27 protein-coding genes and 7 pseudogenes are annotated in these 26,483 nt (G+C 68.7%); 19 read left to right on the top strand and 15 right to left on the bottom strand.

From position 1 onward, the window contains the following. Nucleotides 1-1,006 precede the first annotated feature (1,006 nt). From ACFYYN_RS42430 to ACFYYN_RS42420, 3 genes are all read right to left on the bottom strand, one after another. On the bottom strand, nt 1,007-1,402 hold the full coding sequence (locus ACFYYN_RS42430; RefSeq protein WP_500550052.1) for a DUF2267 domain-containing protein: 396 nt from the start codon (nt 1,400-1,402) through the stop codon (nt 1,007-1,009). 107 nt (nt 1,403-1,509) lie between these two features. Then, nucleotides 1,510-1,905, bottom strand: coding sequence for a DUF2267 domain-containing protein (locus ACFYYN_RS42425; protein ID WP_500550051.1), 396 nt, complete (start codon nt 1,903-1,905; stop codon nt 1,510-1,512). A 104-nt stretch (nt 1,906-2,009) separates the two neighbouring features. Continuing rightward, nucleotides 2,010-2,444, bottom strand: a complete 435-nt coding sequence (locus ACFYYN_RS42420) for an Hsp20/alpha crystallin family protein (protein ID WP_326570002.1) — start codon at nt 2,442-2,444, stop codon at nt 2,010-2,012. 131 nt (nt 2,445-2,575) lie between these two features. Between ACFYYN_RS42420 and ACFYYN_RS42415 the strand changes: the two genes are divergently transcribed. The 4 genes from ACFYYN_RS42415 (at nt 2,576) to ACFYYN_RS42400 (ending at nt 5,664) form a co-directional block, all read left to right on the top strand. Next, a complete protein-coding gene (locus ACFYYN_RS42415; protein WP_500550050.1) occupies nt 2,576-3,244 on the top strand; it encodes an HSP18 transcriptional regulator in 669 nt (222 codons plus the stop codon). A 542-nt stretch (nt 3,245-3,786) separates the two neighbouring features. Then, nucleotides 3,787-4,365 carry a cysteine hydrolase family protein gene (locus ACFYYN_RS42410; protein ID WP_500550049.1) on the top strand — a complete coding sequence of 193 codons (579 nt, stop codon included), beginning with the start codon at nt 3,787-3,789 and terminating at the stop codon, nt 4,363-4,365. Between the two features lie 565 nt (nt 4,366-4,930). Continuing rightward, nucleotides 4,931-5,128 carry a helix-turn-helix domain-containing protein gene (locus ACFYYN_RS42405; RefSeq protein ID WP_500550048.1) on the top strand — a complete coding sequence of 66 codons (198 nt, stop codon included), beginning with the start codon at nt 4,931-4,933 and terminating at the stop codon, nt 5,126-5,128. Beyond that, a complete protein-coding gene (locus ACFYYN_RS42400) occupies nt 5,038-5,664 on the top strand; it encodes a transposase (protein WP_500550047.1) in 627 nt (208 codons plus the stop codon). The genes ACFYYN_RS42405 and ACFYYN_RS42400 overlap by 91 nt, the downstream gene beginning before the upstream one ends. A 226-nt stretch (nt 5,665-5,890) precedes the next feature. Here the strand turns inward: ACFYYN_RS42400 and ACFYYN_RS42395 are convergent, their stop codons facing one another. From ACFYYN_RS42395 to ACFYYN_RS42385, 3 genes are all read right to left on the bottom strand, one after another. Then, nucleotides 5,891-6,388 (bottom strand): DUF6328 family protein, encoded by a 498-nt coding sequence (locus ACFYYN_RS42395; protein ID WP_500550046.1) that lies wholly within the window; start codon nt 6,386-6,388, stop codon nt 5,891-5,893. A 493-nt stretch (nt 6,389-6,881) separates the two neighbouring features. After that, on the bottom strand, nt 6,882-7,613 hold the full coding sequence (locus tag ACFYYN_RS42390) for a hypothetical protein (RefSeq protein WP_500550045.1): 732 nt from the start codon (nt 7,611-7,613) through the stop codon (nt 6,882-6,884). 354 nt (nt 7,614-7,967) lie between these two features. After that, nucleotides 7,968-8,402 carry an STAS domain-containing protein gene (locus ACFYYN_RS42385; protein WP_500550044.1) on the bottom strand — a complete coding sequence of 145 codons (435 nt, stop codon included), beginning with the start codon at nt 8,400-8,402 and terminating at the stop codon, nt 7,968-7,970. Between the two features lie 115 nt (nt 8,403-8,517). Between ACFYYN_RS42385 and ACFYYN_RS42380 the strand changes: the two genes are divergently transcribed. From ACFYYN_RS42380 to ACFYYN_RS42370, 3 genes and pseudogenes are all read left to right on the top strand, one after another. Then, a complete protein-coding gene (locus ACFYYN_RS42380) occupies nt 8,518-8,829 on the top strand; it encodes a helix-turn-helix transcriptional regulator (protein ID WP_500550043.1) in 312 nt (103 codons plus the stop codon). 61 nt (nt 8,830-8,890) lie between these two features. Continuing rightward, nucleotides 8,891-9,577, top strand: a pseudogene (locus ACFYYN_RS42375) (IS701 family transposase); the annotation flags it as partial. Next, complete coding sequence (locus ACFYYN_RS42370; RefSeq protein ID WP_500550060.1) at nt 9,570-10,007, top strand: NsdA family TPR-like regulatory protein; 438 nt, start codon at nt 9,570-9,572, stop codon at nt 10,005-10,007. The pseudogene ACFYYN_RS42375 and the gene ACFYYN_RS42370, both read left to right, overlap by 8 nt. Here ACFYYN_RS42370 and ACFYYN_RS42365 read toward each other — a convergent pair. Continuing rightward, nucleotides 10,004-10,538 (bottom strand): annotated as a pseudogene (locus ACFYYN_RS42365) (NUDIX hydrolase). The gene ACFYYN_RS42370 and the pseudogene ACFYYN_RS42365 overlap by 4 nt on opposite strands. 313 nt (nt 10,539-10,851) lie before the next feature. Here ACFYYN_RS42365 and ACFYYN_RS42360 point away from each other — a divergent pair. Continuing rightward, nucleotides 10,852-11,439 (top strand): hemerythrin domain-containing protein, encoded by a 588-nt coding sequence (locus ACFYYN_RS42360; RefSeq protein WP_500550042.1) that lies wholly within the window; start codon nt 10,852-10,854, stop codon nt 11,437-11,439. Nucleotides 11,440-11,631: 192 nt separating this feature from the next. Then, entirely contained in the window at nt 11,632-11,874 is a 243-nt protein-coding gene (locus tag ACFYYN_RS42355; RefSeq protein ID WP_386996547.1) for an acyl carrier protein, read from the top strand. Between the two features lie 452 nt (nt 11,875-12,326). On the opposite strand, the gene ACFYYN_RS42350 is transcribed toward ACFYYN_RS42355, so the two are convergent. From ACFYYN_RS42350 to ACFYYN_RS42340, 3 genes are all read right to left on the bottom strand, one after another. Further along, nucleotides 12,327-12,761, bottom strand: a complete 435-nt coding sequence (locus tag ACFYYN_RS42350; protein ID WP_500550041.1) for a DUF2267 domain-containing protein — start codon at nt 12,759-12,761, stop codon at nt 12,327-12,329. Between the two features lie 66 nt (nt 12,762-12,827). Then, nucleotides 12,828-13,223, bottom strand: a complete 396-nt coding sequence (locus ACFYYN_RS42345) for a DUF2267 domain-containing protein (protein WP_500550040.1) — start codon at nt 13,221-13,223, stop codon at nt 12,828-12,830. 99 nt (nt 13,224-13,322) lie between these two features. Further along, nucleotides 13,323-13,757, bottom strand: coding sequence for an Hsp20/alpha crystallin family protein (locus tag ACFYYN_RS42340; RefSeq protein ID WP_500550039.1), 435 nt, complete (start codon nt 13,755-13,757; stop codon nt 13,323-13,325). Nucleotides 13,758-13,883: 126 nt separating this feature from the next. Here ACFYYN_RS42340 and ACFYYN_RS42335 point away from each other — a divergent pair, with 126 nt between their 5' ends. Together ACFYYN_RS42335 and ACFYYN_RS42330 are read left to right on the top strand one after the other, a co-directional pair. Continuing rightward, complete coding sequence (locus ACFYYN_RS42335; protein WP_500550038.1) at nt 13,884-14,561, top strand: HSP18 transcriptional regulator; 678 nt, start codon at nt 13,884-13,886, stop codon at nt 14,559-14,561. A 674-nt stretch (nt 14,562-15,235) separates the two neighbouring features. Then, nucleotides 15,236-15,454, top strand: a pseudogene (locus ACFYYN_RS42330) (helix-turn-helix domain-containing protein); the annotation flags it as partial. Between the two features lie 127 nt (nt 15,455-15,581). On the opposite strand, the gene ACFYYN_RS42325 reads toward ACFYYN_RS42330, so the two are convergent. After that, a complete protein-coding gene (locus ACFYYN_RS42325; RefSeq protein ID WP_500550037.1) occupies nt 15,582-16,301 on the bottom strand; it encodes a DinB family protein in 720 nt (239 codons plus the stop codon). Nucleotides 16,302-16,708: 407 nt separating this feature from the next. Further along, nucleotides 16,709-17,218: an SPW repeat protein gene (locus ACFYYN_RS42320; protein WP_500550036.1), complete on the bottom strand. Its 510-nt coding sequence runs from the start codon at nt 17,216-17,218 to the stop codon at nt 16,709-16,711. 437 nt (nt 17,219-17,655) lie between these two features. Here ACFYYN_RS42320 and ACFYYN_RS42315 point away from each other — a divergent pair, with 437 nt between their 5' ends. The 4 genes from ACFYYN_RS42315 to ACFYYN_RS42300 all read left to right on the top strand — a co-directional run bounded on the left by ACFYYN_RS42315 (nt 17,656) and on the right by ACFYYN_RS42300 (nt 22,376). Then, on the top strand, nt 17,656-18,570 hold the full coding sequence (locus ACFYYN_RS42315) for an IS982 family transposase (RefSeq protein WP_500550035.1): 915 nt from the start codon (nt 17,656-17,658) through the stop codon (nt 18,568-18,570). Nucleotides 18,571-20,355: 1,785 nt separating this feature from the next. Then, nucleotides 20,356-20,559 (top strand): hypothetical protein, encoded by a 204-nt coding sequence (locus ACFYYN_RS42310; RefSeq protein ID WP_500550034.1) that lies wholly within the window; start codon nt 20,356-20,358, stop codon nt 20,557-20,559. Between the two features lie 668 nt (nt 20,560-21,227). Continuing rightward, nucleotides 21,228-22,109 carry an SDR family oxidoreductase gene (locus tag ACFYYN_RS42305; protein ID WP_500550033.1) on the top strand — a complete coding sequence of 294 codons (882 nt, stop codon included), beginning with the start codon at nt 21,228-21,230 and terminating at the stop codon, nt 22,107-22,109. 75 nt (nt 22,110-22,184) lie between these two features. After that, nucleotides 22,185-22,376 carry a DUF5133 domain-containing protein gene (locus tag ACFYYN_RS42300; RefSeq protein WP_500550032.1) on the top strand — a complete coding sequence of 64 codons (192 nt, stop codon included), beginning with the start codon at nt 22,185-22,187 and terminating at the stop codon, nt 22,374-22,376. 176 nt (nt 22,377-22,552) lie between these two features. On the opposite strand, the gene ACFYYN_RS42295 is transcribed toward ACFYYN_RS42300, so the two are convergent. After that, nucleotides 22,553-22,762: a DUF6479 family protein gene (locus ACFYYN_RS42295; RefSeq protein ID WP_500550059.1), complete on the bottom strand. Its 210-nt coding sequence runs from the start codon at nt 22,760-22,762 to the stop codon at nt 22,553-22,555. 309 nt (nt 22,763-23,071) lie between these two features. Between ACFYYN_RS42295 and ACFYYN_RS42290 the strand changes: the two genes are divergently transcribed. Further along, nucleotides 23,072-23,260 (top strand): hypothetical protein, encoded by a 189-nt coding sequence (locus ACFYYN_RS42290; protein ID WP_500550062.1) that lies wholly within the window; start codon nt 23,072-23,074, stop codon nt 23,258-23,260. Here ACFYYN_RS42290 and ACFYYN_RS42285 read toward each other — a convergent pair. After that, a pseudogene (locus ACFYYN_RS42285) lies at nt 23,167-23,415 on the bottom strand (sugar phosphate isomerase/epimerase family protein); the annotation flags it as partial. The gene ACFYYN_RS42290 and the pseudogene ACFYYN_RS42285 overlap by 94 nt on opposite strands. Before the next feature lie 2 nt (nt 23,416-23,417). Next, a pseudogene (locus ACFYYN_RS42280) lies at nt 23,418-23,701 on the bottom strand (shikimate dehydrogenase); the annotation flags it as partial. 586 nt (nt 23,702-24,287) lie between these two features. Here ACFYYN_RS42280 and ACFYYN_RS42275 point away from each other — a divergent pair. The 3 genes and pseudogenes from ACFYYN_RS42275 to ACFYYN_RS42265 all read left to right on the top strand — a co-directional run. Further along, a complete protein-coding gene (locus ACFYYN_RS42275) occupies nt 24,288-24,497 on the top strand; it encodes a hypothetical protein (RefSeq protein WP_500550031.1) in 210 nt (69 codons plus the stop codon). Between the two features lie 95 nt (nt 24,498-24,592). Continuing rightward, a pseudogene (locus ACFYYN_RS42270) lies at nt 24,593-25,141 on the top strand (ArsR/SmtB family transcription factor); the annotation flags it as partial. 357 nt (nt 25,142-25,498) lie between these two features. Beyond that, nucleotides 25,499-26,046, top strand: a pseudogene (locus tag ACFYYN_RS42265) (leucine zipper domain-containing protein); the annotation flags it as partial. Between the last annotated feature and the right edge of the window lie 437 nt (nt 26,047-26,483).

The following is a 26,483-nucleotide window of genomic DNA, read 5'->3' as shown; positions in this document are numbered from 1 at the left end:
CGGGGGGGGGGGGGGGGGGGGGGGGGGGGGGGGGGGGGGGCGGGGGGGCGGCCGGGGGGGGGGGGTTGGGTGGGGGGGGGGGGGGGGGGGGGGGGGGGGGGGGGGGGGGGGGCGCCCCCCCGCCCCCCGGGGGGCCCCCCCCCGCCTCCAAGCGTCGGTCAACGATCGAGCCGGTTTCACTGGTGGTGATTACGTGCAACTGAGCCCGTCCGTGGCTACTCGCAATGCAGGCAGGCCCACTTGGGTGGCCACCTCGCAGCTAGCTGGGCGGAGACAGGTTGCTCGTCGCGCGGGGCGGCTGATCCTTGCAGTATTGCGGCCTCATTGGTCTCGCCGGACGCCATCGTTGTCTGGCTGCACGCCCGCCGATACTGCGCACGTGTCGGGCCCGCCGAGACGCCCTGGGGCACCTGGTTGCGCGGCGGAAAACCCTCGCGGCGCTCGCCCATCGCTGTCTCCGGGCACCGCCGGACGTGCGGGTTTCGAAGGAATCTGCCGCTCTACTTCGAGCATCGGATGTGCTGTCGGCCCGGGCAGGGTGCATCCTGGAAGTGCGGCTCCGCCGCTTCCTTCCAGGGCTTTCGCAGGCGGGGCCGCCCTTCGAAGAGCAGGGTGGGGCCAACCCTTTCCCGCGGCTCCCCGGGACGATCGCTGTGGAGCTCGGATTCGCGGCGGCGCGTCCTCCCATGGTGTTAGACCGGGTGCGCGCCTCCTACCGCCGTGGGCGGTGCCGGCTCGCCGCGCCCTGAGGTATCCATCTGTGCTGGCAGCAGTACCGACGTACTGAGGCGCTGGGCGAGTTCTTGCTCGGCTCGCTGTCGCAGGCGGTGTCGCAAGTCTTCAGCGCGGAATGCCCGATTCGGTGTAGGTACTGGGTCTGTCGCAATGCGATGCCCCTTGTCCCCAAGCGGTTGCTGGCGGTCTTTCACCAGTGCGCAACGAGCTCAGACCGCAGGGGTTGCGCGTGGGAGGGGTGAATTGCCGGCAGGGCCGATTGCGGCCGCCGTTATGCGGTTTGCGCCAATTCGGCCCGGCCGAAAAGCAAGGCGTACCCGGTTGGCAGTTGTGCGAGAACGCGGTTGATGAGGTCGTCCCCGGCCAGGCGACTGAGAACCGCGAAAACGGTGCCGGCGTCCCAGCGTGCGGTGGCGGGCGTGCCGCCGGTGCGGGTGGCCAGGTCGCAGACGAAGTCGAAGCCGGTGAGCGGTTCGGTGCGGGGGAGTTGGGCGGTGAGCTCGAGCGCGGCCTCGACAGGAAGCCGGGCGGCCAGGGCGACGCGTTCTTCGCCGATCAGCTGCCGACCGAGTCCGGCCAGCACGTCACGGACGGCCTGCTCGGCCCGTTCGCGGGTTGGGTAGGCGCCCTCGTAGCGTACGTGCTCGACCATCGCGTCGAACGTCATCGCCGGTGTGCGGAGGTCCGCTTGGGGCTGCGGGGACATTGGTGCGCCTTTCATCTTCTTGTTGTGGTGTGGGGCAGGAGGCGTGTCCCGCCCCACGGTCGCGAGGGTCAGGCCGGCTCGAGGTGACCGAACAGCAGGTCGTAGCCCGAGGGCAACTGCAGCAAAAGCCGGCGAAGGAGGTCCGGTCCGGCCTCCTCGGCGGCCACGCTGAGGACGGCGCCGACGTCCCAGCGTGCGGTCTGTTCGGTGGCGCCATCGATCCAGGCGGCGGTTGCCCGCACGAACCGCTCGGCGTCCAGCGGCTCGGCGGCCTGCAGCGGATTGAGCAGGATGAGCGCGTAGGTCTCCGGCAGTCGGGCGGCGAGTTCCGCACGCTCCTCGCCCACCACGTGTGCACCCAGCAGGGCCAGCACGACGCGCGCCGCCTGGTCCGCCTCCCGTGGAGTGGAGTATTCGCCGCGTTCCTGCACGCGTGCCAGGAACGCCTCCGATCGCATGGCCACGGTAATCCCCTTGTGTTACGCGGAGGACGGAACCGAGGAGGGAGGGAACGGTTTTCCGTCCTCCGCCGCCAACTGCGTGTGCCGGGTGGTACCCGGCTCAGGGCTCAGCCGCTGATCTGCTTGCGGTCGCCGGTGGACGTGATCGCGATCTTGCGGGGCTTGGCCCGCTCCGCGATCGGGATGCGCAGGGTCAGGACGCCGGCGTCGTACTCGGCCTGGATGTGCTCGGCGTCCAGGGTGTCGGCGAGCATGAGCTGCCGTGAGAAGACGCCGAGGGGCCGTTCGGACAGTTCCATCTGCACGTCGTCGGCCTTGGCGACGGGACGGCGTTCTGCCTTGACCGTCAGCATGTTGCGTTCGACGTCGATGTCGATCGCTTCCGGGGTCACGCCGGGAAGGTCCAGGGCGATCACGTAGTGGTCGCCTTCGCGGTAGGCGTCCATCGGCATGGTCGAGGGCCGCGACCATGTGCCGGACGTCCCCAGGAGCTGCTGGGTCAGACGGTCCAGCTCCCGGAAGGGGTCGGTGCGCATCAACATCGTGAAACACCTCCAAGGGTTCGGGCAGTGGCTGCCAATGCGCTTCACCTGTCTTCTCTTGTACCATGTCGTCTAAGCGATGACAAACTTCGAGTCGTCGAGTGGATGACATGGAAGGAAGCGATTGCCTCTTGAATGCCACCGACCCCTCTCCGTCGGCGGCCGCCGACGACGGTCGAGCCGTGCCGCTCCTGGCCACCGCGACCGCTCTCGCAGCCATCGAGGAGGCTCTGCGTGTGGCCCGCGCCGCGGATACGGCGTCGGCGGCCATGTCAGGTGACGACTCAGAACAAGCGCTGACCTCGCTGATGCTGCTGCGGGAGGTGCGCGAGCAGCTCGCCGGCTGGGAGAGGGGTCTGATTGAGACCGCCCGCGCCGCCGGCGCCAGCTGGGCCGACCTGGCAGGCCCTCTCGGGGTCGCCAGTCGCCAGGCTGCCGAGCGCCGCTACCTGCGCCTGCAGCCGGGAGCAGCGGGCAGTACCGGGGAGCAGCGGGTGAAGGCCACACGCGACCGCCGCGCCGCCGACCGTATTGTCACAGCCTGGGCGCGCGACAACGCCGCCGACCTGCGTCGCCTGGCCGCTCTCGTCACCGGGCTGTCCGACCTTCCCCCCGCGGCCCGCTCCGCCATCGACGGGGCCCTCGCCCACAACGACGCGGCTCGATTGATGGCCCCCCTTGCGGCCGTCCGCATCCATCTGCAGCCGGGGCATCCGGAGATAGCTGCGCGCGTGGACGCTCTCACTCGGCACGCCGACCAGCTGCGCCAGGACAGCCACGACCAGCGACGCGACGCTTGACCCAGCGGAGGGATCACCGGCGGCCCAGGGTCCCCCGGGCAGGCCCGACCGGCGGATCGGTGGTCGATACAAACTATGGTGCGGATCCGCCGCTGGGTACCGTTTGCCATCCCTGCCATCCAGAGAAGAGCCCGCCGCCCCAAGGCCCTTCCGCCCCGAGGCCCTTTCGCGCTGGGCAGCGCGGCGCGCCGCCCGCCCATCACCAAAGATCAGGGCCGCCGCCCCGCCATTCGACCAGCTCCCCTTCCCGGAGGTCCCTGACTCGGCGCCTGAGGCCAGCCTGCCGCAGCAAGACGAGAATGTCCCTGGGCCCGTGGGCCAGGCCAGGGATGCGCTCACCCAGCCGGCCCCGGCGCCCGCCGCATTCCGAAGGCGGATAGACGATCACTCGGCATTCCACTTCTCCAGCCTGCGATGCAGTCTCGATGGCCGCATGCTGGAACAACGACCCTGTCCGCAGCTTTCTGCACTCCCCGCGTACGGGCCCAGCACGCCGCCGGGGAGTGACCGCCTGACACGGCAACCATCGAGGTCCGCAACAAATGCACGACAAGAAAACGACCGCGCTCGTCGTGATCGACATGATCAACACGTATGAGCACGAGGACGCCGAACTGCTGCTGCCATCTGTGCGAGACGCGCTCCCCGGCGTACGGAGGCTGATCTCACGCGCTCGCGAGATCGGTGTGGACGTCATTTACGTCAACGACAATTACGGACGCTGGCGCTCCCATCACGACGAGATCCTCGACATGGCACTCGCCGGTCCGCATGCCGACCTGGTCGAACCGGTCAAGCCCGATGCCGACTCTCTGTTCGTCGTCAAGGCCCGGCATTCGATCTTCTTCCAGACCCCGCTGGAGTACCTCCTGGACCGGCGGAACGTCGGCCATCTCGTGCTGTGCGGGCAGGTCACCGAGCAGTGCGTGCTGTACTCGGCACTCGACGCGCACGTCCGGCACCTGCCGACGACCGTCGCGAGTGACGCTGTCGCCCACATCCATCGCGACCTGGCCGACGCTGCACTGCGCATGATGGAGCGCAACATGGGCACCCACCTTTGCTCAGCGGACGAAGTCCCGCTGGGCGTCGAGGCCGGGACACCGCTCCCGCCACCATGACTGGTACGGTCCGCCAACACGGCCACGTGCTTTCCCGAGCACGGGGCTCTCCAGCGATCAGACGCTCAGCAGGAAACTGCCTACTCGCAAAGGTCGCCATGGCTGGTAAGCAGCTCATTGTGGTGGCTCCAACTGGGCGTCCCGCAGGTAGGCCTTGTGATGCTGGCAGCCGAACGCAGTGAAATTGTCCGACAGCACCGCGGCCAGATCGTGCTGCCCAGCTTGGCCTGCCCCTTGTGAGAGCGGCAACACCACTATCCGGCCCCTCGCTCGAGCAGGAAGACCCGGACACCGCCGCGGCGCATCCTGATACTGGGGCTCCATCTTCCTGTCCCCGTCGCGCACAGCAGGCGGGGCCGCTTTGCCCAGCCGGTCGTGCGGGCTTGGGCGAAGTGGGCGGGTCGGTCGGCGTTGCGTAGAGAACAAGGTTGCGTTCGTAGCGGCGTGCCGCGCGGTCGTAGGGTCCGGTGGACGTGATCAAAGCCAACCGGTGGGGGCCGGCGCGTGAAGAGGTCACGTGGCAGGCTCCTGCTGGTACGTGCGCCGAGCAGTGACCCGATAGGTCATGAGCTACACCGCGCCCGGGGTGTGTCTGTTGCTGCACCGGCACGGCTGGTCGCCCCAGGTGCCGGCTCGCAGGGCGGTGCAGCGCGAGGATGCGGTGGTCGCGACGTGGGTGAAGGAGACCTGGCCGGCCGTGGAACCACCGCGGCGGCGCTCGGCGCCTGGACCGTCTTCGCCGACGAGGCCGGGTTCTCGATGACGCCGCACACCGCCCGCACCTGGTCCCGCACAGGCGTCACCCCGGTGATCCGGGTCAACGGCGGCAGCAGGCGCCACCTGTCAGTGGCCGCTCTGTGCTGCTACAAGCCCGGTCAGCGGCCGCGGTTGGTCTTCCGGCACACCGGTGACCGGCGGGCCGACAGCCGCAAGGGTTTCTCCTGGAAGGACTTACGAGACCTGCTCACCGCCGCCCACACCCAGCTCGGCGGACCGATCGTGCTGGTCTGGGACAACGTCGGCCTGCACCTCAGCCGCGCGATGCGCGCCTGGACCACGGCCCGGGACTGGCTCACGGTATTCCAGTTGCCTGCCTATGCACCCGACCTCAACCCCGTGGAAGGGATCTGGTCCAGCCTGCGACGCACCAGCCTGGCCAACATCGCCTTCTCCGACTACACGCAACTGGTCACCGCAGTGCGCCGGGGCCTACGCCAGATCCAGTACCGGCCCACCATCATCACCGGCTGCCTCATCGGCACCGGCCTCGTCACGAGCCCCGGCCGCATCACGCATTAACCCTCATTAGGCATCTCAATGGCTTCCGTGGCCCCGAGAAGCCGACGTCGGCAAAGCCACCCGCTCCCGCCGTCGCCGACGTCCTCACCATGACCTCCCTGCCACCAAGGCGCGGGGGAGGGGTCAAGGCGCGCCACGCCTTCACCGCCCTCACACCCGTCAAAGCGCCGCTTGCGTAGGGAGGTTGCGACTCGTCAGTCGCCCACCCGCTAGCGGACCCGTTCGCTCACTTATGCCGGTGACCTGCGAAGCGAACCCGTGCCCAGCAGGGCAGGACGAACCAGCACACGAGGTACCAGGCCAGGACCGCGCCGACCAGGTACGGGGCGAAGGGGGCGTCCGTGGCCACGCGCAGCACCAGCAAGAGCGCCGCTGTCATCGTGGCGAGAAGCAGGATCAGACCCACGAAGGTCACGCGGGAGGCCCATCGCACTGTCTGCGGCTTGATGTGCAGCCCCGACACCAGGCGGTGGAAGGACACCGGTCCGACCAGGGCGCCGGTGGCCGAGGCCCCCAGGGCGACGGTGACGATGTAAATGACCTTGTCCGCGTGCTGCAACTGCGCGTAGCGGGGAGTGAACACCACCGTCAGCAGGAAACCGAAGAGGATCTGCACGCCGGTCTGGGCGACGCGCACCTCCTGGATGAGTTCGGCCCATTTGCGATCCGCGCGTTCTTCCTCGGTCTCATGGCGTCCGGAGGCACGGGCGTCGTCGGCGGCCATGGCGTCTCTCTCACAGGTGGCTCGGCGGCATTACCTTGCTGTCTACCGCCCTCCGGGGTGGTAGCAGCGAGAGCGCGACACAAGTCGTCCGATCAGGCGAGCCGGGTGCCCTGAACGGACGGATCGGGCGAGCAGATGCAGCAGGCGAAAGCCGGCGCGCCGCGTGACCCTCGGAAGGTGCCCTCCTCGACGAAGTAGCAGAGGCCCCAGCTGCCATAGCGTCTCAATCCCCGGTCCCGGACGCTTTTGATCCTTGCGCCCTGGTCCGGGCGGTTCGGCCACGGCGTACCCTGTCGTGACCAGGTACCTCCGCGCGGCGCACGTGGAAGCCGAACCGTCGCAAGATGCGAGGACGATTACCCTCGGCGGCACCGGGCCGCCGGACGGCGCCGGTCGTGAGCGTTGTGCCGGGCTTCCAGGGGTTGCCGGTGCTGCGCGGATGCGGGCGCGCTTCCCCGCGCTCTAGTCAGGCGGTAAGCAGCAGCCGGACCACCTAGTTGTAGTGATCACGAGCGTTGTTGACGCCGGGCGGGGCTTGATCATGGCGAAGACCTCCGGTGTGGTGGAGCTGTCTACTGCACCGCACCGTCCAGCGGCCGTCACCGGCCCCCGTGAACTGCGAGTGCGGGATGCCGTACGAGTGGCACAGCTCCATCTCCGCGCGGAATCCGGGGTCGGAGGTCAGCCTTTTCCCAAGGTCCGCTCGGATCGTCTGGTTGATGACCAGGGCGGCCGTGAACAGGGCCTTCGCCTCGGCGTCCGGCCAGGTGTCCAGCAGCTCTTGGACGTCGGCCTCGCTCATGCCGTCGACTTCCGCTCCGTCGGCGTCACGCTCGACGTGACAGGCGGAGATCAGCGCCGCGGGGAAGGTGTCGTCGTTGTACTCCATGCCCTTGTCGGCCTGCGCCTCCGTGGGCGCGTGGTCGCGCACCAGCTGCTCCCAAGCTGGCCGGGGCAGTGCCCGGAAAGTCAGGGTCAGCGTCACCTCAGCAAGGGTGTCCTGCGCCGCGGTCAGGGCCGCGTCGGCGGCGAGGACCTGCGGGTTGGACGCCACCCACGCCTGGCGCCGGTCCTCCCAGATGCCCTGATGGGTGCACTCGGCCAGCGCCGCGGCGCGGGCCTTGGCCAGGGACAGGGCCGCGTCGGTGACGGCGGCCCTGGCGGTCTGGTCGTCACAGATCGACATCGTCCGCTCGGGCAGCTTCCGTGCCCGCAGCCGGGCCATCTTCGCGGCCCAGTGGGCGTCCTTGGCGACCGCGGACGTCGGCGGCTCGGTGGTGGTGTTCGTGGTCAGCCCGTACCGTTTGGCCGGACGTCCGCGCAGGGGCCTCCGCGCTGAGGTGCGATCAGGCTCAGCTGTTCGATGTCGACACCGTCCGGGCAAATCGCTGTACGTCAGTGTAGGTGGAGCTCACGACACTGACTCCTTCCTACGGTCCAGCTCCGCGCGAGACCCTCAAACTTTCTGTCGCACACATGCTGACAAGTGGGCTACATAGGGTATCCACCAGCCAGGCTGGTTACCTTCAAGTTTGGCAGCCCCCGCGTACCAGCTTCCGCCGGCGTCGCTGGGCGGAGGTCAGCGGCAACGGGTAAGCAATGCCCGGGTCTCGGTCAGGTCGAGGACGCGGGCGACGTGCGGACTCATTACCTTGATCGTCAGGTTGCCGCCGCCGTGGCCGTCGAATGTCCTGGCCTCCAGCAGTGCGTTGAGGCCCGAGCAGTCGAAGAAGGTGACGCCGGACAGGTCCAACTCGAGGCCTTCGGGATGTGCCCGCACGGCCGCGATAAGGCAGCGTTCCAGGTCCGCGGCGCAACTCGCGTCAACTTCCCCGGTGATCACCGCCATCGCTCCGTCCGTTCCGCGCGCGACAAGGCTCAGCGTGGCCCGGTTGGCGAAGCTCCGCGTGCCTCCGGGAGGCAGATAGGCGGGCAGCGCCCAGGGGTCCGGGGCAGAGCCGCCGTCTTCGTGGGTGTGATCCGGCCGCGCCATCGTGGACTCCCGCTGCTCCACCAGGGGACTTCCTGCCACCCGTGATGATGCCCAGACCAGCGATGCACGTCAATTGAATCACGAAATATTTTTCGTGGGTTGATAAACCGGAAAGGGAAAGCGCATGATGGGAGGCATGGACGAAGGCACACAGGACCGGGACCAGCCGAAGTGGACCTTCCTCACCAGTCATGCGCGAGTCCTCATCATGATCGCCCGCGACCCTGGCATCAGGCTCCGCGATGTGGCCTCCGCCAGCGGCCTCACGGAGCGCACGGTGCAGGGCATCGTCTCCGACCTCGAGGACGGCGGATACCTGGTCCGGTCCCGCGAGGGACGGCGCAACCGGTACGAGATTGTCCCCGGCGCCATGTTCCGCCATCCGGCCGAGTCCGACCACGAGATCGCCGGCCTCCTGGCGCTGATCACCGAACCCCCGGCGCCATGACGGTCAGCAGTGACGACATCATGCAGCGACACTCAGGCGGTGCGGGCCGTCCTACTTCTCTAACCGGCAGGCGCTGGTCCACTTCATCACCACCAGCCCTTGGGATCCGGCTCATATCCGGGCTCGTCTGGCGTGGAAGATGGAATCGGTGATCCGGCCCACTGTGCTGGTCTTTGACGACACTGGTTTCCTGAAGGACGGAAACGCCTCGGCGTGTGTGTCGCGGCAGTACACCGGTACCGCCGGGAAGGTCACCAGCTGCCAGGTGGGCGTCTCGCTCCATCTGGCCCGTGACCATGCCTCGGCGGCCGTGAACTGGCGGCTGTTCCTGCCCCCGTCCTGGGATCCCTCCTCGCCGAAGGCGGACCCGGACAAGGTCGCACGCCGCGCGGCCTGCGGAATCCCAGAGGACGTCGGGCATGTGGAGAAGTGGCAGCTGGCTCTGGACATGGCCGATGAGACCCGCTCCTGGGGGATCGATGTGCCGCTGGCGATCGCGGACGCCGGATACGGCGATGCCGCGGCTTTTCGGCTCGGCCTGAATGCGCGGGGCATGCACTACGTGGTGGGAATCTCCAGCACGCTGTCCGCCCAGCCGGGCGATGCGGCACCGGTCACCGAGGCGTACTGCGGGACCGGCCGGCCACCGGGGCTGAAATACCCCAGGCCTGCCCGTTCGGTGAAGGAACTGGTCATCGAGGCAGGCCGGACGGCGGCACGGCCGGTGCGCCCACGCCACGCTGCGCGCCGCCTACAACTACCACCGGGCCCTCGCCCGGTCACACGCCGAGTTCGAACGGCCCGACACCACCAACGCGCCCCAGTGGGTGCGCTACTTCGACGAGACCAAGCTGATCGTGGACACCGGCACCGCCCGCGCACAGCTCGGCGAGCACCGCCAAGCCGAACCGCTCATCGCCGAAGGCCTGCGCCGCGAGAACCGCGACCAACAGCGCAGCCGGGCCTTCCACGCCTTCTGGCTGGCCACCACCCAGCTACACAACCAGTCTCTGGACCGCGCCTGTTCCACCGCCGGCATGGCCCTGGACCTGGCCACCAATGTGAACTCCCCGCGCGTTGTCGGCCACGTGCACGAGTTCCACGCCCGCCTGGCCCCCCGCGCGGGGGAACCTCCTGTGATCGCCTTCGAAGCGAAGATGCGGGAGGCGTTCGCCTAACCCTTCGTGGCCTCATCGAGCAGCAGGTACAGCACCCCGATCAGGGAGCCGCTGGACACGATCTCCCGCCGGTCGATCATGCCCCGGATGTCGGCCATAGGGATCCACTCGATCCGATCCGTCTCGTTGACCTCCGTCGGGGCCCCACGTAGGTGCCCGCCTCGGCACGGAAAACGAAGTGCTCCGAATCCGTGATGCCGTTCGCCGGCTGCGCATAGATGAGCGGCTGAGCCGCCTTCACACGCCAGCCAGTCTCTTCCTCCACCTCACGGACAGCAGCCTGCTCCGGGGTCTCTCCGGCCTCGACCAGGCCCATCGGAGCTCCCACGCCCAGGTGTCGGTGATGAAGCGGTGCCGCCGCATCATCAACACCCGCTTTTGGTCGTCCACCACAACAGCGACGGCCAGATGCCGCAGCTTCACCGCGTGGTGCTCCCAGCGCCGGCCGTCAGGCTGCTGCACATCCACCAGCCAGAGGTTCACCCACGGGTTCTCGTAGATCGGCCTCTCACCGTGGACCTCCCACTGCATGCCGCCCTGCCTCTCTCGCCGGTGTCGTCCCCAGCATGTCAGCCGCCACCAGGGATACGCCCGACCGTTCGCGCTGATTCCGCTGGTGACGCTGACCAGTCGCCGCCGTGTCATGGGCGCGTTCGTCAACCGCCGCCTGCGACTGCGGACGGGGTACTGGTCGCAGGGCTGTCAGTGGGCTGAACGTGCTACTGCTTCTCAGCAGAGGAGGCCCGACAAGTAGGCGTTTCGTTTGGGGCAGCTCGTTGCGGTCAGGTGCTCCATTGGGTGGGCTCGAGAAATGGACCGAGGCTACGTGAGCGGGTGGAGAGCCATGGGCGACGCGAAAACGGAACGTCAACAAGCAGACGACCTGCCGGGTGGCAATGTCGTACGCATCCTATTGCAGCAGCACGCTCACATCCGGGACCTGTTCTCGAACGTGAAGAAAACGCGGGGCGGTGAGAGGCAGCAGTGGTTCGACAAGCTCCGCGCCACACTCGCCGTCCACGAGACCGCCGAGGAGATGATCCTGCGACCGGTTGCCAAACGCACCGCCGGTGAGGCAGAGGTCGAGGCACGCAACCTCGAGGAAAAATTCGCCAGCGAGACACTGGCCGAACTTGAGACGATGGATGTCGACAGCGCCGAGTTCGACACGAAGTTCGCCTACTTCGAACGAGCCGTCATCAAGCATGCCGAACGGGAGGAACAACTGGAGTTCCCCGCCGTGCTCGCCGGTTGTGACCAAGACCAATTGAGGACCATGGGCTACCACCTGCAGTCGGTCCTTTCCATGGCGCCCACACACCCGCATCCCAAGGTCGCCGGATCCACGACAGCGCAATGGGTGATGGGCCCGTTCGCCTCACTTTTGGACCGGGCCAAGGACGCGGTGGTAGCCTCCCGCAGCCGTCACTGAGGGCATGGGCCGAGGTCCTGACCGGAGGAGAGGGCCGGCTCGCCGTGGTGTGGTCGGCGGCCCGGGCTCCGGTGCGCCGACCGCTCTGCCTCACTTGGTCGGCCGGAAGGTGGTGGGAAGGCAGTGAGTGGACCGTTTGTCCCGTTTTCGCATGGGCAGGCGTGGGGTGCCCGCAAGAAACGGAGGAGAACCATGGCGACAGGTGAGACAGGATTCCAGGACGTCGCGTACGACCTGGTGTCAGTCCAGTACCACTCTCTGAAGGCAGGACACGACTACGGACAGTACGTCCGTGACGCCAAGAACGCCGGGGAGACCGAGATCGCAGACTTCTTCCAAGGCGTGATGCGCGAGGATTCGGAGCGTGCCGCGCGCTGCCACGACTTCCTCACGGAACTGGCGGAGAAGGGCGACATCGGGCCGTCCGCGTCCTGATCGAACGGTTTTCACGGCGCCGGGACGCCCGACGACGTCACAGGGGTCCGATCTCGGGGCATCCCGGAATCGACCCCTCCCGGAATCGACTCTCCCAACGATCAACGGACGGCTCGGCACGAGCAGAGAAGCCATGGAGCGACCCAACAAAAGCGCCGATGGCAGACAGCCCACAGGGGCACCAGGGGGGCTCCGCGACCCACAGCGACGGAGCGCAGCAGGACCCGTGGGCCAGGTGCGTCGGCGGCAGTCAGGAGGCCTTGGCCAGGGCATCGATGAGCTGTTCCCGGTTCACCTTGGACCGGCCGGGACCTTCTGTTTGGTAGCCCGGTCGTACAGTTCGCCCTTGCTGAGGGAGCGGACTCATCACCCCAGAACACCAGCCGGTTCGCGCCTGCTCCCCTGACGGCGCCTACTCCCGGGCCTCGCGCCACGAGGACCGGGAGACCGGGTTACCCAGTCGGAGCTAGCTCGGCACGTCCGAAGAGCAAGCTGTACCCGTTGGGGAGCTGTGCGAGGACGCTGCTGACCAGGTCCTCCCCGGCCAAGCGCCGGAGTACCGCGAACACGGTCCCGGCGTCCCAGCGTGCCGTGGCGGGTGTTCCGCCGGTCCGGCCGGCCAGGTCGCGGACGAATTCGAAGCCGGTGAGCGGTTCGGTGCGGGGGACTTGGGCGGTGAGCTCAAGTGCGGCCTCGATGGGAAGCCGGGCAGCGAGGGCAACGCGTTCGTTGCCGATCAATTGCCGTCCCAGGCCGGCCAGCACCTCACGAACGGCTTGCTCTGCCCGGTCGTGGGTTGGATAGGCGCCCTCGTAGCGGACTTGTTCGACCATCGCATCGAACGTCATCGCCGAGACGTGGGCGGCCGCTTGGCGCTGCGGGGACATCGGGGTGCCTTTCTCTTTGTGTGCGGTGCTGTGGGACGGGAGCGGCGCGCCCCGCCCCTTGGCAGGTCAGGCCGGCTCGAGGTGGCCGAACAGCAGGTCGTAGCCGGGTGGCAACTGGAGCAGTAGTCGTCGCAGCAGGTCTGGTCCGGCCTCGTCGGCGGCCACGCTGAGGACTGCGCCGACGTCCCACCGAGCGGTCTGTTCGGTAGCGCCTTCGATCCAGGCGGCGGTGGCCCGCACAAATCGTTCGGCGTCCAGCGGCTCGACGGCCTGCAGTGGGTTGAGCAGGATGAGTGCGTAGGTCTCCGGCAGGCGGGCCGCGAGTTCGGCGCGTTCCTCGCCGACCACGTGTGCGCCGAGCAGTCCCAGTACGACGCGGGCCGCCCGGTCCGCCTCCTGCGGAGTGGAGTATTCGCCGCGTTCCTGGACCTGTGCCAGGAACGCCTCAGGTCGCATGGCCACGATTCCCCCTCGTGGTGATGCGGAGGACGGAACCGAGGTGAGGGGAACGGTGTCCGTCCTCCGCCGCCTGCACGCCGGGGCGGGCGCCCGGCTCACGGGTCAGCCGTTGATCTGCTTGCGGTCGCCGGTGGACGTGATCGCGACCTTGCGGGGCTTGGCCCGCTCGGCGATCGGGATGCGCAGGGTCAGGACTCCCGCCTCGTAGTCGGCCTCGATGTGCTCGGTGTCCAGGGTGTCCGCGAGCATGAGTTGCCGTGAGAAGACGCCGAGGGGCCGTTCGGACAGTTCCATCTGCACGTCGTCGGCCTTGGCGACGGGACGGCGTTCGGCCTTGACCGTGAGCATGGTGCGTTCGACGTCGATGTCGATCGCGTCCGGGGTCACGCCGGGAAGGTCGAGGGCGATCACGTAGTGGTCGCCTTCGCGGTAGGCGTCCATCGGCATGGCCGAGGGCCTCGACCAGGTACCGGACGTCCCCAGGAGCTGCTGGGTCAGACGGTCCAGCTCACGGAACGGGTCGGTGCGCATCAACATCGTGAAACACCTCCAAGTGTTCGGGCAGTGGCTGCCAATGCGCTTCACCTGTCTTCCGTTGTAGCATGTCATCCAAGTGATGACAAATCTTGTGTCGTCAAGCGGATGACGGAAGGAGCGATCCCGATGGACGCTGCCGAGCCCCCCGAACCGAGGCATGCCGAGGACATCGACCCCGTACCGCGCAAGGCCGCAGCAACCGCTCTCAGTGCCATCGACCGCGCCTTGCGCGAGGCCCGTGCCGCATACGCGAGACCAGCACCCGCGTCCGCTGACGACGCGGGACAGGCCCTCGCCTCGCTAATGCTCCTGCGGGAGGTACGCGAGCAACTCGCAGGCTGGGAGAGGGGCCTGATCGAAACCGCCCGAGCCGCCGGCGCCAGCTGGGCCGACCTGGCAGGCCCTCTCGGGGTCGCCAGCCGCCAGGCCGCCGAACGCCGCTACCTGCGCCTCCAGCCGGGAGCAGCAGGCAGCACGGGCGAGGAGCGCGTGAAAGCGACCCGAGACCGCCGTGCCGCCGACCGCATCGTCACGGCCTGGGCGCGCGACAACGCCGCTGACCTGCGCCGCCTGGCCGCTCACGTCACGGGGCTGACCGACCTCCCTCCCGGCGCCCGCTCAGCCGTCGCCGACATCGACGCAGCCCTCGCCCACGACGACGCGGCGCGCCTGATGGCCCCCCTCGAAGCCACCCGCGACCACCTCCAGCCCGGACATCCGGACGTCGCCGCACGCGTCGACGCCCTCACCCGGCATGCTGAGCAACTGCGCCAGGAAAGCGATGACCAGCGACGCGGCGGCTGACTCACGGGCTGGCTGACTGGGTAGTGCCTTGGCCAACGGCGCCGGTCAGCCCTCGGCTAGCTGCGAGCTCGCAGCGGTGTGTCTGGGCCGCGGCCCCAGCCAGTGGAGCACGGTGGGGTCAATCTCCGGTGAAGAGCACCAGGAGCGGCACAGGAATACAGATTGTCGCGGTCACCAAGGCGACGGCGACGACAGCAGTCGGTTACGCAGGGCCTCGTAGCGCCTGTTGTATTCGGCGTGGAGTGCTCTGTTGCGCTCGCAATGCGTGTCCGCATGTCGCGGACCAGCTCCACTCGGTCGGCGACAAAGAGCCGTACGACCTCGTGTCGCTGGGAGGTGGTCAGCCAGGGCATGCGGTCGGCGTAGCCCTTGGCCGAAGTGTGGGCGCCGCTGATCTCCGCGTGCCAGGAAAGAAAATCTTCGGTGAGTGGCAGCGGGCCGGATGGGTGAACGGGTTCCTACGAGACCACCGTTGGCACCGAGGTGACCTCAGGAATCTGCGCCGCCTTCGTCGGACCGGCTCCGGCCCTCTTCCGTGCAGCGGCTCGGCCCTGAGGGCCCCAACAGGATGCTGGGGGCCTGCGTAGCTCTCCTCCTCCAGTGCCACACAAGCCAGGCGGGTCGCACATGGTGAGCACGCTGATCGCCGGCATCGCTTACGCTAGCCGTCCCGGATAGCCCCGTTCACCGGGCTGCGCCCGCGTGCTTTCGGGAAGCTGATGACGATTCTGCGGCGCCAGGGCGCGGACGCGATCCGCAAGGGCCGGCCGTGGAGCCTTTCGCTGGAGGACCCGGCACTGCTGGTCGCGGCGTACTGGCGCACGAACCTGACCATGCGCCAGCTCGCCCCGCTGTTCAGGGTGTCGAAGTCGGCGGCGGACCGGATCGTCGACCGAGCCATGGCGTACAGGCCCCTCGCTTTCTGAGGCCAGTCGGAGCTCGGTTGAGGCTTGCGCCGGTCATGCTTGACGACTGCCGACAATGGCAGACCCCACGGCTGGCTCGAGTCCATAGCCGGCCCTACTCGGCGTCCTGTGCCTCGATCAGGTCGAGGTCGCGGACGCAGAAGCCGTAGTGCTCGAAGGTCTCGTTGAGCACCGTGCCGAGGCACTGCCGCACCGAGCGGCCCCGGGCGTACGGCGGCCAGACATCGTCGTCGGGCACCGGCGCTCGCGCTGCGAGCTGCACAGCGGTGACCTCGTCCAGCCAGGCCTCGAGCTCGGCGGCCTGTGCGTCACGCACGCTCACGATCTCGTCGAGGGCCGGATCGAGCGAGAGGTCCAGCCCGTGCGCTCCACGGTAGGGCTCGACGGTCGTCCCGTTGCCCATCGGCGTGAACAGCTCCGTCGAGCCCAGGCAGCAGCGGCGGAACCACGAGTCGTGGACGAAGACCAGGTGGCGCATCGTCTGCACCGCCGACCACTCGTTGTTCACGCTGCGGCGCTCGATGCCGGGCGTACGGCGGATTCGCTCGATCGTGGCGGCCCAGCCGGCATGGAGCTGACGCGATGCCTCGCGCAGATCGGCCGGGTCTTGGGAGCGGATCAGCACCCGCACCGGATGACGCCGGTCCAGCTCTGCCTCGACGTACTCGGTGACCTCGACACCGTTCACCACGAGGTTGGTGATGAGCCCGTCGATCACGGCATCCTGCATGGCGACGCCGATCAGCCGTGCCCCGGTCAGATTGCACTCGCGGAACTCCGCACCGTGCAGATCCTCGTTAACATACCGCGTCATGCTCCGCATAGTAGGTCCGAGCACCGACAAGCCAGCATCCCCGGGTCGCGACTGACGGGACAGGTCCCAGAGGATCATGAAGCGATCGCTGCGGTAAGACCTTCTCTACTTCATCAAGGCGCTCCCGCCGCGGAGACCGCGGCGGCGCGCGGCCCGGCGCCTCGGGCCACCGCTCCTAATGGGGACGTAAGCGTTGGGGATGGCCGACACGTGGTGAGCCGTAGTCGCTCCTGAGGCATTGACCTCTCAAGGCAGAGCCGGTCCCGTGTGCTGGCCGTCCCCGACATCGGTCGGGGACGCGTGGCCCGGCGGGGCCCGGGCCGGAGCGGGTCCAGCCGATTCCGGAGCAATCTTTCGGGACCGGCGGGAAGGTGTGGCCTTGCACGTCGGGGGGCAGATGCCCCTGATCACCGTCCCGGCCCACCTGTCCGCTGGGAACTGCCCAAGCCGCGTGCGCGGTTTTCGGTCATGCCCTGGCTTCGGTCGAGGTGGCTGCCGGGACGCATCGATGCCGCGGCAAGCGCGAGGACGAGGCCGATCAGGCCGACGATCACGTTGTTGGTGATGGTGCGGGCTGTGCTGACGTCACCGGCGACGCACCAGGGCGAGATGATCACCCAGAGGGCGATGATGGCGGCTGCCCAAGCCTTCGAGTGGGTGCGGTCGAAGCCTCGTCCTACACCACCCATAAACAGTGCGTAGGCGATGCCCGCGATGAGCGTGCTGACCGTGATCGACGACAAACCGTTGAAGCCCACGATCCACGGTGAAGCGGCCAGGTACGTACCGGTGACCAGTCCCATGGCCTCCGTCGCTTGGCCTCGGTTGGTAGCGGTCGCCCGCTCGTAATCGTCTCGAAGTTCCAGCAGATCGGGATGCTGGTCGATACCAGGTCGCGTATGAGTCATCCGGATCATCTCCCGTCAGGTATTTCCTGGTAGCGGTTGCCCGCGGTCGTTGAATGGCCGCCGATCGGGGCCCAGAGGGGAGGGGGCCCCGATCTACAAGGGCGCCGATCACCGAAAGACGAAGGCCCTTCGGGGAGTCACCGCACGGGCAGAGATCGCGGCGCTCCGGGAGGTCGCCTTACCTCGCGGGAGCTGCCGAAACCACAGTGGGCGTGATCCGCATGTCGCATCCGCCTCCGGCGGCGCGACGATGCCCACGCGCAGCGCACCAGGCCGTCGGGCTGGTCGACGAGCACGCTGGTGTCGAGTCCGCCCGGCTGGGGCCCGGGCTCGTGGATATTTCACACGACCAGTCGGGCGGACACTTGCGGGGCGACCCCCGCCTCTAGATGATCGATTCCAAGGGTTCGGCCACGAGATAAGGCGAGGGTGTCCACTCTCAGTGTGTGACGACCGAGATAGACACCCTCGCGACTGCACTCTACGTGTGTGTCGACGACTTGTTGAAGGATTCGCCGCATCTGGCGCCGTGGCGGCCCACGGTGGGCATCGCCCCGCGGCTGTCGGACGCCGAGCTGGTCACCCTGGCGGTGATGCAGGCCCTGCTCGGCTACACCTCCGAAGCCCGCTGGATACGGCATGCCCGGACCCGCCTGCGGCACCTGTTCCCGTACCTGCCATTGCAGCCCGGCTACAACAAGCGGCTACGGCGGACTGCCGAGCTGATCCGGTTGACGATCCGGATCCTGGCCACCGATACCGCCTTGTGGAACGACGATGTGTGGGTGGTGGACTCCACGCCGGTGGAATGCGGCCGCTCCAAGGAAACCGTGCGTCGCTCTGACCTGGCCGGATGGGCCGAATACGGCTACTGCGCCAGCCACAGCCGCTATTTTTGGGGACTGCGGCTCCACCTGGTGTGCACCCTGCACGGGCTCCCCGTCGGCTTCGCGCTCACCGGCGCCAAGGCCGACGAACGCGAGACGCTGCTGGACCTGCTGACCGTCGACGGCGACCTGGCATCCGACCGCCCGGGCCAGACTCTGATAGCCGACCGGCACTACTACGGTCGCGAGTTCGAGCGGCGCCTGGCAGAACTGGACGTGCGGTTACTGCGGCCGGCCCGCAAGGGCGAACCCGAGCGGGCCGGAGCACAGCTGTTCAAGCCGCTACGGCAGCTGATCGAGTCGGTCAACGACACCCTCAAAGGCCAACTGGACCTGGAGCGGCACGGCGGCCGCACCCCCGGCGGCGTGGCCGTCCGCATCCTGCAACGACTCCTCGCCCTGACCGCCGCGATCTGGCACAACCACCACACCGGCCAGCCCACCCTGCGCTCCCTGACCGCCTACGACCACTAACCCTTGGAATCGATCATCTAGTCAGGGAAGGACGCAGACGGGGCCGCAGTTCAATGGTGCGCCCGCTTTCGGAACTCGTCGAGGCCCCCCACCGCGCAGCTCGCTGCGGTGGGAGCCTCTTCTTCCCGGGCGGTCCCGCGGGCGTGTGGAGGCATCGGGATGGAGCACACTTCCAGAATGCGTACAGGCTCGTGGCCGCGCGCTAAAGATGTTGGGGAGGCCCGCCTCTCGCCCGGCAGGGGCCAGCCCCCGCCCGAAGAACGTCTTGCTGCGCGGGGCCGCAAGCTGGTGGCCCAGGCGAGTGACGGGCGGCCCGCCCTGTTACGTCTCCCGCGCGGACGGAGCCGCGCTACCAGCATGCGGCTGCTTGGGGCTGGGGTCACGCTACCCCCATGAACTGCCGTGTGATCGTGTACCCGCCGGCGGGTAGCGGTGGACGCCGCGTGCGGTGCGACGGGAAGATCCTTGGCCTCGCGCACGCTCCCCGCGACCCGCTCATGCTCGTACGTCGTGCTGGGCTCGCGCTGCGGATAGCTGACTTGTTGCACAGCAGTGACGTCGTCGACTGGCGCGAGGCCGGCCCGACAGTGTGGTAGCACTGCGGCCCTTCCCCTAGACCGCTCACATACCCAGAAGGGCCTAACCCGGAGCTGCGAGCCGGGCTGGAGCACGGCCTGGGCGACGGAGGCAGACGCCGGGGCCGCAGCCCCAGGATGCGGGGGATGCCTGGTGGGAGCACGCTCGGCAACGCAAGTCGGGTGGTCGTCCTACCGCCATCGACGAGCGTTGGCCCGCGCGCGACAGGGCTCTGGGAGTGGCCCTCCGGTGATCCTGCGGCGCGTCGGCCGCGAGACAGCGCGACCAGGCATACCACCGTTGTCTGCGGCCACCTCTGCGGACACGGCCCAAGGGCCCCGCTGGCGACACGGGGCCCTTCTTCATACGCCTGGGCCGTGCCGCTTCAATTGCACCGCGGCGAAGCGCTGTGACAGAGCGGCATTCCAGGCGCACGGCGGGCCACCACTAAGGTGGCCCGCCGTTTCGCCTCACACGCATCCCGAAGCGATCCGGACGCTACTCAGACGGCCACAGCGCCTTCGGCACATGCCAGTGAGCAGGGGTAGCGGTGCATGCGCTGCTCGCCGATGCCCTGGCGCGGGATGGCACGGCCGCCGTGTCGAAGGTGGACGCTCGGATTCGACCTGCACTCGAAGCGGAGAGACGCATACGAGTGACGGCGGTCCCGCCGAGGACTGCGCGGGCCGCGTGTTCGAGCCCGTCCGGCCCGCCGCGTGGACCACTCGCATGGCCGGGCGGGCAGATACGCAGCCCTGCCCCGGGGGCAGCTCATGGCAAGCGGTGGACAGGGCCACATATCCAGGATGCGCCTGTACGCGGAGCATTGCGAGGCCCCTGCCGCTCGCACGACAGGGGCCCGGCTCATGCCTGACGGGCGTCGGGGGGAAGTGGACGATCCCTCATGCATTGCACCCAGGCTGAGTCAGGCAGGGCATCGGCGCTAGCTGGGTGTGCATACGACTGAGAGCGGCCCCGTCGCGAGTGTGCGGTGAGGGTCGACGAGGCGGCGTCCTCGGGCCTGCCCAGCCGCAGCATGAACCCCGCACCGCCAGACGGGCGTCTGAGCGGCCCCGCCCCACCAGAGCCAAGGAAAGGCAGGCGGGACCGCGTCCGTGGGCGACCCCGCCGGATGCTGTCCCAGGAAGGAGGGTGGCGGGGCCGCACTCCCAGGATGCACCCGCACCCCCCGCGAGACACGCTGAGCCTATGGCCACCAATGAGCCGTCCGTCATCGTCAATCCGCCCGTGGACGGCCGCAGGGTAACGATCAACGGGACGTACTACGGAAGTGCCCGCGACATGAAGGAACTGGAGCAGTTCCTGTGGCTCGCTGGGTTCGATCCGGCATGGTTCGACTTCGCCGATCCCGACGTGATCGAGTGGCGCGGGGGCGGCCCCGACGTGTGGTGACCCCTGGGGCGACCCCGCCGGGTGGGAAGGGCAGGGCCGCTCGTACAAGGTGCGACGGGTGCGGGACCGCGGCATCTGGGCCAGGCCACGTGCCCTCTAGGCGCCGTCGGCAAACGGGTGCTCCGCAACGGGCCTTGGGCGTGTCTCCGCCCGGCGGGGAACCGATGAACGGTGATGCCGGGACCAGCCGGCACAGCGTGCGAAAGGAATAGCACGATAGAGCAGTCGGAGCTGGTACGCCCGAAATTCGGCCGCGACCTCCTCCCACTTGGCCCGCGCGGCGCTCTCGGCCCGCTGCTCCTCCGACCACTCCAGTACCAGAGTCTTTGTCGTCCGGTGGTGAGCTCCGATCGCCTTTCGGGCTGTGTCGTACGGCCGTCGCAGGTCAGCGAGTGATTCAGGTACCTCCGTGGCGCGGATGCCAACCCCGGCCACTGACAGTGCCCGGGTTACGGCGCGGGCAATGGTCGGGGCAGGGTCCCGCCTGGTTCGTCGCCGCGACCCCGCCACCTCCTGCGGCATGGCGTGCGCGTACTCGGGCAGGAGCCCCGTGATCCGATCGTGGAGAGAGACGAAAAGGCAATGACCGTTGCCCCCGGCCTGACAGGCCACCAATGAATTCGACAACACATCCGCGAGCCGCGATCAAGAAGTGACGGAGGAACCCCATGACCTCCCGCAATGAAGACCCGGTCACCCGCCACCCGCAGCCGGACTTTCCCGCACAGGATCAGCCTCATCCGGGCTGGACCGGCCCTATGGACCCGCCACCCGACCACGGCGAGATCTCGTACAAGGGCAACGGCCAATTGGAAGGCAGGGCCGCGGTGATCACCGGCGGCGACTCCGGGATCGGCCGGGCCGTCGCGCTCGCTTTCGCCCGCGAAGGCGCTGACGTGCTCATCACGCACCTGCCCGAGGAGAGGGCCGACTCGGACACCACCATCGGACTCATCGTGGACGCCGGACGCAAGGGCGTCGCCCTGTCTTGCGACCTCCGCGAGGAGGATCAATGTCGCGAGGTGATCGATCTGGCACTCGCCCAGTTCGGACGGCTCGACATCCTGGTCAACAACGCCGCCTACCAGATGTCCCAGCCGGACGGCATCGGCGTCATCGACACAGAACAGTTCGACCGCGTGCTCAAGACCAACCTGTACGCGATGTTCTGGCTGTCCAAGATGGCCCTCGAACACCTTCCCGCCGGCGGCTCGATCATCAACACCAGTTCTGTCCAGGCCTATAAGCCCAGCCCCCATTTGCTGGACTACGCCATGACGAAGGCGGCGATCGTCAACTTCACCCAGGGACTGGCACAGATGGTCGCCTCCAAGGGGATCCGCGTCAACGCGGTGGCCCCGGGCCCGGTGTGGACCCCGCTGATCCCGGCGACTCTCCCGGACATCACCGAATTCGGGAAGCAGTCCCCGCTCGGCCGCCCCGCCCAGCCGGCGGAGCTGGCCCCAGCGTACGTCTTCCTCGCCTCCCAGCGCGCCAGTTACATCACTGCGGAGGTCGTCAACGCCACGGGCGGCACGCCGCTGCCCTGAGGAGCGGCATGTGCCGCCACCGCCCGGGAACACGGTGGATCAACAGCGCCTTTGAGCTTCGCTTGAGGAGACGCCATGCTGATGGCCCACCCCGCCGTCCTGAACAACCTGGTCGACCGCTACCAGACCCTCAACCTGCTCAACCGTGAGGACCCACAGGACAGCCGGCGGCTCGAGGCCGTCTCGTACACCCTGTGCGTGGCCACCAGCACCACATCGATGCCGCCCTGCTCGCCGCCCGCATGCGGCTGCCCGGCGCCCGCGTGAGGGAGTGAGGGTGCCGCGGCACGTGATGGTCATCCTGTCCGGGCGGCAAAGCGAGTACGTGTGCGCGATATCGATGACGGCGAGGGCCGTCGGCTACGTGCCGTCGTCACCAGGGCGAACATTGCCTGGTGCGGCACCTAGGTGAACTACCCGGCAGGATTGCTGCACAGGGCCCGTCATTCGCGCACAGGGGCGCCTTCGGCTTCGTGATCGCTCCGGGTACTCCAGGACGTGGCACCGCGCTGCGGCCGCTGCTCAGGAGGCGGCTGCCTTCTACGTATGCGCCGGCCGACGGCCACCGCCGAAACGAGGATGATCACCATCGCCAAGCCAACGATGAGCGGCACGGTGCCGACGAGGTAGTCATGAGGAACGGCCAGATGCATCCCGTTCATTCGCATGGTGCGCGGCTACCCCAGACACGCAGATCAACTCATCGCGAGCAGCAGTGTTGCGCGGACACCCGGGTCAGCGTGGCGGGCAACTACCTCGGCGTCGCCGGGTAGCAGCGGGGGATCCGTCGCACTGTCCACACCCATCCCAGGTAGACGCCACCATGGGCGGCTCGTCGGCAACACCTTCGAATCATCGCGGACCTCCCGGTCGTGAGCCGGCTCCCCGTCCCAGACGCCTTACACGAGCCAGCGGACAGCTCAAGGTCCCAGACCAGCCTCACTCGAGGGGAGTACGGATCGTTGAGTACCGCCCTGTACAGCTACGCCGTCCTCCTGCCCTTCGCCGGACAGGACAAGGCCCTACGGCACCTGCGGGGAATGGCCGACCGCCGCGAGATCTTCTCGCCGGGGATGTCCTCGATGCCCTCGGGGTTCGAGCCCCGGGCCAGGATGTGGAAGCTGTCCAGGCACACGCCGAGCGCGGGGTGATCGGCGGCCTGGACGATGCGCCAGGCGTGGTCGTAGGTGTTGACGTGGCGTCCCCACGCCAGGGCTTCGTAGGCGACCCTGATGCCGTGCTCCTGCGCCAGCTCCGTGAGCCTGCGCAACTGGGCGGCGGCGAGCGCGTCGTCGTCCGCGGCGAGCTGGCGGTGCGCAGCAGTTCGGTCTCCAACGGCCGGTAGACCACCTCGGCGACCCACATCGCCGGGCGCAGCAGCCGTGCCGGGAGCGGCAGTCCGGGGTGGGCGGCCATACCGGTGGGGGTGGCGTGCACCAGGCCGTCGGCGCCGGGCATGAGCGCGGGCAGCGCGCCGGCCGGGGCCACGACCGCACGGCCGGGCCGAAGTGCCGGTTGAGGGAGGCGGCGAGATCCGCCGCGCGGTCGGCGAGCGCGTCCACGACGGTGAGGCGTTCGGTGCCGAGGGTCCAGCGTCGCCCCGGCCGCACGCGGCCGCCAGCCGGACAGCGCATGAGTGTGATGAGCGGCCCAGCCCGCGGCAGGAGGGGGAGGCCCGGGGCGGCGGAGCCGCGTCCGTGGGGCCCACCTGGCCGCAGCTTGGGCCCCGCACGGCCAGGCGGGCGTCTGAGCGGCCCCGCCCGGCCAGAGCCAAGGGGAAGCCGGGCGGGGCCGCCCTCTCAGGATGCGTCCAGGCAACAGCCGGGGCACTCTGATGAAGCGAGTCGAGTGGTCGTCCAACCGCCTCCGACGAGCGGTAGCCGCCGCGTCCGTGGATCGGGCAAGCGCCCTGGAGGCTAAGGCTTCCAGGACTACTGGGCGCGGCGGCCATAGAGACGGCCCCTCCGCGTCGCCGCGTAGGGGCCTGTCTCGCGTGCGAGTACCGCGGTCTGAGGGGGAGACGGGGCCCTCAAGCGCAGCGACCTCATCGCATCGGCGGATCGCTGCCGCTCGGACGCGGCGGCAGCGAACGCTCACTGACGCGCGACCCCGCCTGAGGGCAGGAAAGACCGCAGTGCCAGCATGCGGCCGACGCCAGCGCGCTGCCATGCTGGACGTATGCCCGCCGCCGAGCCGCCCCTCGTGGTCGTGCACCCGCCCATCGACAGCCGCCGGAACGTGACCGTCTGCGGCTGCTACGCCGGGTCCGCCCACCGCATGGCCGACCTCCTCGACATCCTGCGCTGTGCTGGCGTCGACTGCGACCGCATCAGCCTGACCGATCCGGAGACGGTGGAATGGCGCGGCGGCGGCCCCGAGGTGTGGTGATGGGCCCGCCCGGCCTTAATCGGCCCCGTCGGGCCTGATCCGGCCGGACGGACAACTTCAGGCTACGACGAAGGCCGGCGCTCGGGCTTCGCTCCACGAGTGAGCTGGCCGGGATGTTCGAACTTGGGAGGCCCGCGGTTTCCGAGCACCTGGCGGTGCTCCGCACCGCCGGACTGGTGCGCGAGGAGCCACGTGGCCCGCACCGCTTCTACCACCTCCAACCGGCCCGCCTGGCCGAGCGGCTCTTCCTGGAATCGGGCCACCTGCGCACCACCGTCTACACCGACAACGGCGGCAAGCCCATAGACCTCCGCGACCTCCAACCCGTCTCCGGCCGGGACCTTCAGGCCCGCCTGGTCGACAACAAACTCACACTCAGCAGCCCACACGGAGACCTCCTGCTGGGGATGCTGCTGAGCTTCCTACCGCGCTGGTACGAGCGGGCCCACCATGGCTCGCTGATCGTCATCGCTGGCCGGAACCTTCCGGGCATGGTGGCGGACGACCCCGCGCACCTGGAGCGCGCCATCCTCCTCGGGCAGGCTGTTGGGGGCAGCCTTGCCGTTCACAGTGGTGCGGCCGCGCAGGAATGCGCCGTGCCCCTGCATGACGCGGCAAGGGCGAAAGTTCAAGCACTGCTGTAGTGGGCGGGGAGGGCAGTGTCGGCGGGTCCGGGGGTGATGGGACCGCCCGGCCATGATTGACCTCGTTGTCTGTTGCGCCGCCAGAGCCGGGAGAATGTTAGCCACGCCCGGCAGGGACTCCAGTGTCGTGTAGCGGCCGACCCCGACCAGCACCGCCCGTGCTGGACCGCATCCAGCAACCCGCCCATCGGCGGTGAACTGGGTGCATTCTTTGGTGTTGCCGCCGGTGATCGTGAAGCCGCGCGGGCCGCTAGGTGTATTGATCACGAGCGTTGTTGACACCGGTCCGGGCTTGATCAAAGCGAAGACCTCCGGTGTGGTGGAGCTGTCTAGGACTGCACGACACCGGAGGTCTTCGTGTCCCACCGTAATGCCCGGCTGACCGTTCACGGCAGGCGGCTGCTGGTCGAACGTGTCTGCGCGGGTCGCCCTGTCGCGCGTGTGGCCGCCGAAATGGGCATCTCCCGCGCCACCGCCCACAAATGGGTCCGCCGCTGACGAGCCGAGGGCGAGGCAGGCCTCGCCGACCGCTCCAGCCAGCCCCGCACCACACCGCATCGAACCCCGGCGGCCGTGGAGGCCCGGGTCTGCCAGGCCCGCAAACTCGGCCCTGCGCGTCTGGGCCCGATCCTGGGCCTGCCCGCCTCCACCGTGCACCGGATCCTCACCCGCCACGGCCTGAACCAACTGGCCCACCTGGACCGGCCCACCGGCCAGGTCATCCGCCGCTACGAACGCGACCGGCCCGGCGAACTGATCCACGTCGACGTCAAGAAACTCGGCCGGATCCCCGACGGCGGCGGCCACAAGGTCTCGGCCGCCAGGCCGCCCGGCCCGGGCGCGGCAGTATGGGCTTCGACTACGTCCACTCCGCCATCGACGACCACAGCCGCCTCGCCTACAGCGGAGGTGGGCCCGCATGGTGGAGACCGATACCATCCAGTCAACGGCACCGGCCGCATCCGCCTTCGCCTGGGCGGCCCGCAGCATCCGATCGAAGGTGCCGTCGGCGCCCACCGGCGGAACCGCATGTGCAGCGTGGCCCAGGACCCGTACCGCTCGGACACATCCCGCCAGGCAGACCAGTCCGGACTTCTTCACGATCCCCTTCAGGACCATCCGATCGTCCAGCCGCTTCCGTCCCGATGCCGCACGCGGCAGCAACGGCCCACTCGACGCCTGACAGTTCATGGCGACGTATCACCAGACCATGATCCACCAGACGAGATCGTTTGAGGCTGGGCTAGCTACTGAGGTTTTCGTGTGGGCGTCGGGTGGTGACGGGTGGTGATCCCTGCGGTATGCCGTTGCTATGCGGTATGCGCAGGGTGGGGGCCTGACC

The organism is Streptomyces sp. NPDC001902, assembly GCF_042891295.1.
GTDB lineage: Bacteria > Actinomycetota > Actinomycetes > Streptomycetales > Streptomycetaceae > Actinacidiphila.
Note: the sequence above shows the minus strand (reverse complement) of the source record. Positions and strands in the feature narration are given on the sequence as shown.

Bases quoted from the DNA above. Each gene is read 5' to 3' on its own strand.
- ACFYYN_RS42430 (WP_500550052.1), bottom strand. From the start codon at position 1,402: ATGACGTTCGACGCGATGGTCGAGCACGTACGCTACGAGGGCGCCTAC.
- ACFYYN_RS42420 (WP_326570002.1), bottom strand. From the start codon at position 2,444: ATGTTGATGCGCACCGACCCCTTCCGGGAGCTGGACCGTCTGACCCAG.
- ACFYYN_RS42410 (WP_500550049.1), top strand. From the start codon at position 3,787: ATGCACGACAAGAAAACGACCGCGCTCGTCGTGATCGACATGATCAAC.
- ACFYYN_RS42405 (WP_500550048.1), top strand. From the start codon at position 4,931: ATGAGCTACACCGCGCCCGGGGTGTGTCTGTTGCTGCACCGGCACGGC.
- ACFYYN_RS42395 (WP_500550046.1), bottom strand. From the start codon at position 6,388: ATGGCCGCCGACGACGCCCGTGCCTCCGGACGCCATGAGACCGAGGAA.
- ACFYYN_RS42390 (WP_500550045.1), bottom strand. From the start codon at position 7,613: ATGGCCCGGCTGCGGGCACGGAAGCTGCCCGAGCGGACGATGTCGATC.
- ACFYYN_RS42380 (WP_500550043.1), top strand. From the start codon at position 8,518: ATGGACGAAGGCACACAGGACCGGGACCAGCCGAAGTGGACCTTCCTC.
- ACFYYN_RS42360 (WP_500550042.1), top strand. From the start codon at position 10,852: ATGGGCGACGCGAAAACGGAACGTCAACAAGCAGACGACCTGCCGGGT.
- ACFYYN_RS42355 (WP_386996547.1), top strand. From the start codon at position 11,632: ATGGCGACAGGTGAGACAGGATTCCAGGACGTCGCGTACGACCTGGTG.
- ACFYYN_RS42350 (WP_500550041.1), bottom strand. From the start codon at position 12,761: ATGTCCCCGCAGCGCCAAGCGGCCGCCCACGTCTCGGCGATGACGTTC.
- ACFYYN_RS42340 (WP_500550039.1), bottom strand. From the start codon at position 13,757: ATGTTGATGCGCACCGACCCGTTCCGTGAGCTGGACCGTCTGACCCAG.
- ACFYYN_RS42335 (WP_500550038.1), top strand. From the start codon at position 13,884: ATGGACGCTGCCGAGCCCCCCGAACCGAGGCATGCCGAGGACATCGAC.
- ACFYYN_RS42325 (WP_500550037.1), bottom strand. From the start codon at position 16,301: ATGACGCGGTATGTTAACGAGGATCTGCACGGTGCGGAGTTCCGCGAG.
- ACFYYN_RS42320 (WP_500550036.1), bottom strand. From the start codon at position 17,218: ATGATCCGGATGACTCATACGCGACCTGGTATCGACCAGCATCCCGAT.
- ACFYYN_RS42310 (WP_500550034.1), top strand. From the start codon at position 20,356: ATGGCCACCAATGAGCCGTCCGTCATCGTCAATCCGCCCGTGGACGGC.
- ACFYYN_RS42305 (WP_500550033.1), top strand. From the start codon at position 21,228: ATGACCTCCCGCAATGAAGACCCGGTCACCCGCCACCCGCAGCCGGAC.
- ACFYYN_RS42300 (WP_500550032.1), top strand. From the start codon at position 22,185: ATGCTGATGGCCCACCCCGCCGTCCTGAACAACCTGGTCGACCGCTAC.
- ACFYYN_RS42295 (WP_500550059.1), bottom strand. From the start codon at position 22,762: ATGCATCTGGCCGTTCCTCATGACTACCTCGTCGGCACCGTGCCGCTC.
- ACFYYN_RS42275 (WP_500550031.1), top strand. From the start codon at position 24,288: ATGCCCGCCGCCGAGCCGCCCCTCGTGGTCGTGCACCCGCCCATCGAC.